The 5,209-nt window shown below is 55.1% G+C and carries 4 protein-coding genes, 1 tRNA gene and 1 pseudogene; 1 reads left to right on the top strand and 5 read right to left on the bottom strand.

All coding sequences use genetic code 11. From position 1 onward, the window contains the following. Nucleotides 1-215 precede the first annotated feature (215 nt). The 3 genes from ACIQ0R_RS11045 to ACIQ0R_RS11035 form a co-directional block, all read right to left on the bottom strand. A tRNA-Leu gene (locus ACIQ0R_RS11045) sits at nt 216-300 on the bottom strand. A gap of 255 nt (nt 301-555) precedes the next feature. Continuing rightward, nucleotides 556-2,286: an ArnT family glycosyltransferase gene (locus ACIQ0R_RS11040; protein WP_395827245.1), complete on the bottom strand. Its 1,731-nt coding sequence runs from the start codon at nt 2,284-2,286 to the stop codon at nt 556-558. Nucleotides 2,287-2,653: 367 nt separating this feature from the next. Next, a complete protein-coding gene (locus tag ACIQ0R_RS11035) occupies nt 2,654-2,923 on the bottom strand; it encodes a type B 50S ribosomal protein L31 (protein WP_395827242.1) in 270 nt (89 codons plus the stop codon). 11 nt (nt 2,924-2,934) lie between these two features. On the opposite strand from ACIQ0R_RS11035, the gene ACIQ0R_RS11030 reads away from it, so the two are divergent. Next, entirely contained in the window at nt 2,935-3,093 is a 159-nt protein-coding gene (locus ACIQ0R_RS11030; protein WP_395827237.1) for a hypothetical protein, read from the top strand. A gap of 82 nt (nt 3,094-3,175) precedes the next feature. Here the strand turns inward: ACIQ0R_RS11030 and ACIQ0R_RS11025 are convergent, their stop codons facing one another. Together ACIQ0R_RS11025 and rho are read right to left on the bottom strand one after the other, a co-directional pair. Further along, on the bottom strand, nt 3,176-4,468 hold the full coding sequence (locus ACIQ0R_RS11025; protein WP_395827234.1) for an MFS transporter: 1,293 nt from the start codon (nt 4,466-4,468) through the stop codon (nt 3,176-3,178). Nucleotides 4,469-4,835: 367 nt separating this feature from the next. Next, nucleotides 4,836-5,209, bottom strand: a pseudogene (gene rho / locus ACIQ0R_RS11020) (transcription termination factor Rho); the annotation flags it as partial.

The following is a 5,209-nucleotide window of genomic DNA, read 5'->3' as shown; positions in this document are numbered from 1 at the left end:
AACTCCGCCGTGTACATCTGTTTTGGTATCTTCTTCATTGCTGGTCTTTCCAAAGGATCGTTGATTTTACGTTACCTATGGAAGACTAAATTTCGGGGGAAGCTCAGTTATTCGCTGGACGGCTGTTGCGCGAATGTGTGGCGTGGGAAGGTTGAGAAAACAGGTGCTGCAAATGAAAAAAGCACCGACCGAAGTCAGTGCTTTTTTGCTGAATCTGGTGCCCGGGGCCGGACTCGAACCGGCACGCCTTGCGGCGGGGGATTTTGAGTCCCCTACGTCTACCAATTTCATCACCCGGGCAAATTGAATTACGTCGACAGCAGCATTGGCGCAAGAAGATAACCATGTTTTTGTCTAGCGCGCTTCGCTATGTCTATGTAGCTGTGCTCTGCAACGCGTCCGCTATTATGACTTATTTCCACAGCCCGATCAATAGCCCCGGCGAAAAACCTGCTGTACTTTCTCATGTCGGCACTGAGCTGCCATTACCATTGCCATTGCCATTGCCGCGGCTGTTCTTGCCGACCTGGCAGCTTTCGCGAGATTGCAGGGATGCTAGTTGCCGACCCGCTGATACAGGCGGAAACGTTCATCGCGGTCAGATGGTCGGCGTCCGCTCCACAATAGTTTCCAGTTACCTTTGAACTGCCGCCACAGCGCATCGTCCGTTTTGACCGAAACGTTGTCCTGATAGAGCAGGAAATCGCAATGCTGCTCGCCGAATTGGCCAAACGGGACGTCGCCAAAATAGGCGAACGAGGCTCGCTGGGACGGGCCGACATTGCTGTCGACGCATTGCCTGACGGTTGGCAGGTGTGCATGGATCTGGGCGGCAACGCCAGCGTAGCTCTTGCTGTAATTAATCCACGGCATCCACAGTGTGGTCAGCAGCAGCCAGCACAGAATCACCCCGCCGGACGACAGCACGACGGCTCGCCATAGCACCGACGGCCGGCGCGACAGTCGCCAGTGCACCAGCAGTATCCATAACATTGAAGCCAGCAACGCAATGATCAGCGCAACCGGGTTGAATTCCGGCTTGAAGCCAGGTGCCAGTTTGTAGACATTCTTGGCGATTTGCGTCGGCCAGCCGCTTTCTTTGGCAATCCAGGCCAGCCAGATGAAGGCCGCACAGGCGGTCAGCGTCATGACTGAGAACCAGTCGACGGCGTTGATTGCGCCGCGCTTCATCGTCGGCAGGCCGAAAGCGGCAAGGATCACCAGGGGCGGCAACAACGGCAGCAGAATGCCCTCTTCAGGGTGCGGATTAAGCAGCATCACAACCGTCAGGCTAATGAAGAACGCCAGCGGCAAGGCGATGTGCAATGTTGAACGTTGCTGGCGCCAGGCATACACGGCCCAGCCGGCAAACGGCCATGCCGGCCAGGCAAACCAGATACCGTATTTTAAGTAATAGACCAGCGCAGTCCAGTTTGGCCAGCCCAACTGGCGGATGTTGATATTTTCCCATGCCGCGAAATACTTGATGCCTTGGGGTAGTGCCATGACGCTGACGCCCAGCCAGATGCCGGCAACAATTGCAGCCAGGGGCAGGCTGATCAGCAGCAGGTCGCGCGCGATCTTTTTTTCACGCAGAAAAGCCAGTATGAACAGGCCCAGCAACATGCCAAGCGGGATGGTCCAGCCGCGCGTGAGCACTAGCAGGCCGAGCGTCAGACCGAGCAAGGCGGCACTGCGCAGACTATTTGCTGAGTTGGGCTTGTCGAACATGCGCACGGCAACGTAGATCGAGAAAGCGACCAGTGCAATCTGCAGGCTCTTGGCGGTGGCTTCGTGGCTGTTCGACATCAATCCCAGGCAACCGAGGTAGATCAGAAAGGCGCCGTCGGCCAGCGTCCGTCCAAAATCTCTTGGTTCAGGCTGGCCGCCGAATGCCAGCCGCAGTGGCTGCGCTTCGTTGCGTCGTCCGAGCAGATAGGTGGCGTACCAGACCGACAGTGAGCCGACCAGGAAAAATATCACGGCAGACAAACGTGCTGCCAGCGGATCGCCCAGCAGCCAGCCGAACAATTTGATGAAGATAGCGCCGATCCAGTAGGTCAGCGGGCTTTCGCCAGGCATCGGCAAGCCGACGATATTTGCTGCCAGCCAGTCGTTGATGCCACCGTGCGCCATGGTCCAGGCGATGCCGAAGCTGGCTGCATCTTCGTTTTTCCAGGGATCGCGTCCGAGCAGGCCGGGCAGCATGTAGAGTAATCCAAGTGCCCATAGGCCCCAGCGTGGCAGTGCGCTGGTAGCGGCAGCAGGAAGGCGGACGGGCTTCATCACAATATTGTTTGACCGATTATTTGAATTGCTGGATATTGTGCCGGATAGCAGTCTAGCGCGCTATCGCCAGCAAGGTTTTTCGTGAATTCGACAAACTGCCGCACGCCGCAATCGCGATAGGGCGATGCACAACGTATTGTGCTGCGGGGGCGGCTTTTCGATATCCCCATTTATTCGGCATCCCTTTTCGGCATACCTATTCTTTTTTGCATCAAGTTTGGCTGCAGAGATTAACTGCACTAAATGAAGTTTGCAGCAATGAAGTTTGCAGCAATGAAGTTTGCGGTGTTGAAGTGTGCAGCTCCCGAGCATGCCGATAAAACAAAAAAGCAGCCGCAGCTGCCTTTTTGAAGCGACGATCGAATTAAGTATTGGCGATCGAAGTCTTGGAACCGACAGTACCGAATTTCTTGCGGAACTTGTCAACGCGACCGGCGGTATCGACGATCTTGTGCTGGTCCGTGTAGAACGGATGCGATTCCGACGAAACTTCAATCTTCACCAGTGGGTATTCTTTACCTTCGTGGGTGATGTTTTCGCGCGTCTGGATGGTTGAACGTGTGACGAACTTGAAATCGTTCGATACGTCGTGGAACAGAACTTCGCGGTAATTTGGGTGAATGCCGTCTTTCATAATTGCCTCAATTGAGTGGTAGCCAATCAATCACTTCGTCGGTCGTCCTGCTTCTTGACCCGATTGTCGATCACTTGCCGGTGGTGGAAAACCGCGAATTATACAATAAATCCGAAGAGGTATCGGAAAAAACGAATGAAATCAGTGCCTTGGCGACCTTCCGGCACTGAGTTTCAATGTTCTCGTGACGGCTGCAATTGCGCCTGAATCTGTTTTTCAGTGCGCTCAGGCGGGCTGTCACGTAGCAGCGATTCAGCCATTCACCGGCACCGGCCGTTGATTGCCGCTCTTGCGGTACAAATACAATGTTGCAAACAAACCACAAATAGCGGCTGCTGTCATCCACATCCCCGGCGCGCCCTTGTCGCCGGTGTATTCGATCAGGCCGGTGGCGATAGCCGGTGTAAAGCCGCCGAAAATCGCGGTCGCCAGGCTGTAGGCCAACGAAAAACCGGCGGTCCTTACTTCAACCGGCATGACTTCGGTCAGCGCCACCACCATCGCCCCGTTGTAACTTGCATACAAGAAAGAAAGCCACAACTCGACAATCAGCATCTTCTGGAAGTTAGGGTCGACCACCAGCCACGACAGTGCTGGATAAGCAGTCAGGATGGTCAGAATGGTAAACGCCAGCAGCAAGGGCTTGCGGCCGATGCGGTCAGACAGTGCGCCCATCAGCGGCAGCCAGATGAAGTTGGAAATGCCGACGCAGAAGGTGACGACCAGGGCATCGATGGTGCTCAGCTTGAGGACGCTCTTGCCGAACGTCGGTGTGTAGACGGTGATCAGGTAGAACGAGACAGTCGTCATCGACACCAGCATCATGCCGGCAATCACCAGACCCCAGTTATCCACCATCGAGCGCAGGATTTCACTTACTGGTGGTTTGTGCTTGCGCGCCATGAATTCTTCGGTTTCCTGTAGCGAACGACGGATCACAAACAACACCGGCACGATCATGCAGCCGATGAAGAATGGAACGCGCCAGCCCCAGTCGGCAATTTGCGCCGGCTGCAGCCATATCTGCAAACCGAATCCCAGAGCCGCGGCGACGATGATAGCCACTTGCTGGCTGGCGGATTGCCAACTGACGTAGAAGCCTTTGTGGCCCGGTGCCGCCATTTCGGACAAGTACACCGATACGCCGCCCAGTTCCACGCCGGCCGAGAAGCCCTGCAATAGCCGGCCGATCAGCACCAGCAGCGGTGCCGCATAGCCGATGGTGGCGTAACCGGGTACAAAGGCGATCAGCATGGTGCCCGCCGCCATCAGTGCCAGCGTGGCGATCAGGCCCTTGCGGCGGCCAACCCGGTCGACGTAGGCGCCAAGGATGATGGCGCCCAGCGGGCGCATCAGGAAACCGGCGCCGAAAGTCATGAAGGTCAGCATCAGCGAGGCAAATTCGTCACCCGCCGGGAAGAAGGTCTTGGAAATGTAGGTTGCGTAAAAACCAAACAGGAAGAAATCGAACATCTCCATGAAATTGCCGCTGGTAACACGCAGAACGGTGCCGAATTTGGATTGTCTGGTTGGGATATTTGCCATGATGTGCGGTTGCCGGAATGGGTGGTTGCAAGGAAAGCATTTAACCGTACCGCCAGGGGTGGCCAGTGCGGATGTCGTCAGGTGTAAGGATGCGGGAATGGCTCAGCCTGTTAGGCTTACCATTGCCGAAAATTACCTCATCATTTTGCGCCTGTTTTTTTCTGCATGACGGCTGAGAGATTTTCAACCGCAACTTTCAACTGCAACTTTCAACTGCAACTTTCAACTGCAACTTTCAACTGCAACTTTCAACTGCAACTTTCAACTGCAACTTTCAACTGCAACTTTCAACTGCAACTTTCAACTGCAACTTTCAACCGCAATTTTCAACCGTCACCTTCAACCTTGACTGATCAATCCAGGTTGATCAGCCGCCGCGACGCATCATGTCGAAAAACTCGGCGTTGTTCTTGGTCGATTTCATCTTGTCGAGGATGAACTCCATCGCTTCAATCTCATCCATGCTGTAGAGCAGCTTGCGCAGTACCCAGATCTTTTGCAACTGATCCGGTTTGATCAGCAATTCTTCGCGACGGGTGCCGGACTTGTTAAGGTTGATCGCCGGGTAGACGCGCTTCTCGGCAAGGCGGCGTTCCAGGTGGACTTCCATGTTGCCGGTACCCTTGAATTCTTCGTAGATCACGTCATCCATGCGGCTGCCGGTTTCGATCAGCGCAGTGGCGATGATGGTCAGCGAACCGCCTTCTTCGATGTTGCGGGCGGCGCCAAAGAAGCGTTTCG

The organism is Collimonas sp. (assembly GCF_044339385.1).
Lineage (GTDB): Bacteria > Pseudomonadota > Gammaproteobacteria > Burkholderiales > Burkholderiaceae_D > Collimonas.
Note: the sequence above shows the minus strand (reverse complement) of the source record. Positions and strands in the feature narration are given on the sequence as shown.

Bases quoted from the DNA above. Each gene is read 5' to 3' on its own strand.
- ACIQ0R_RS11040 (WP_395827245.1), bottom strand. From the start codon at position 2,286: ATGAAGCCCGTCCGCCTTCCTGCTGCCGCTACCAGCGCACTGCCACGC.
- ACIQ0R_RS11025 (WP_395827234.1), bottom strand. From the start codon at position 4,468: ATGGCAAATATCCCAACCAGACAATCCAAATTCGGCACCGTTCTGCGT.
- ACIQ0R_RS11035 (WP_395827242.1), bottom strand. From the start codon at position 2,923: ATGAAAGACGGCATTCACCCAAATTACCGCGAAGTTCTGTTCCACGAC.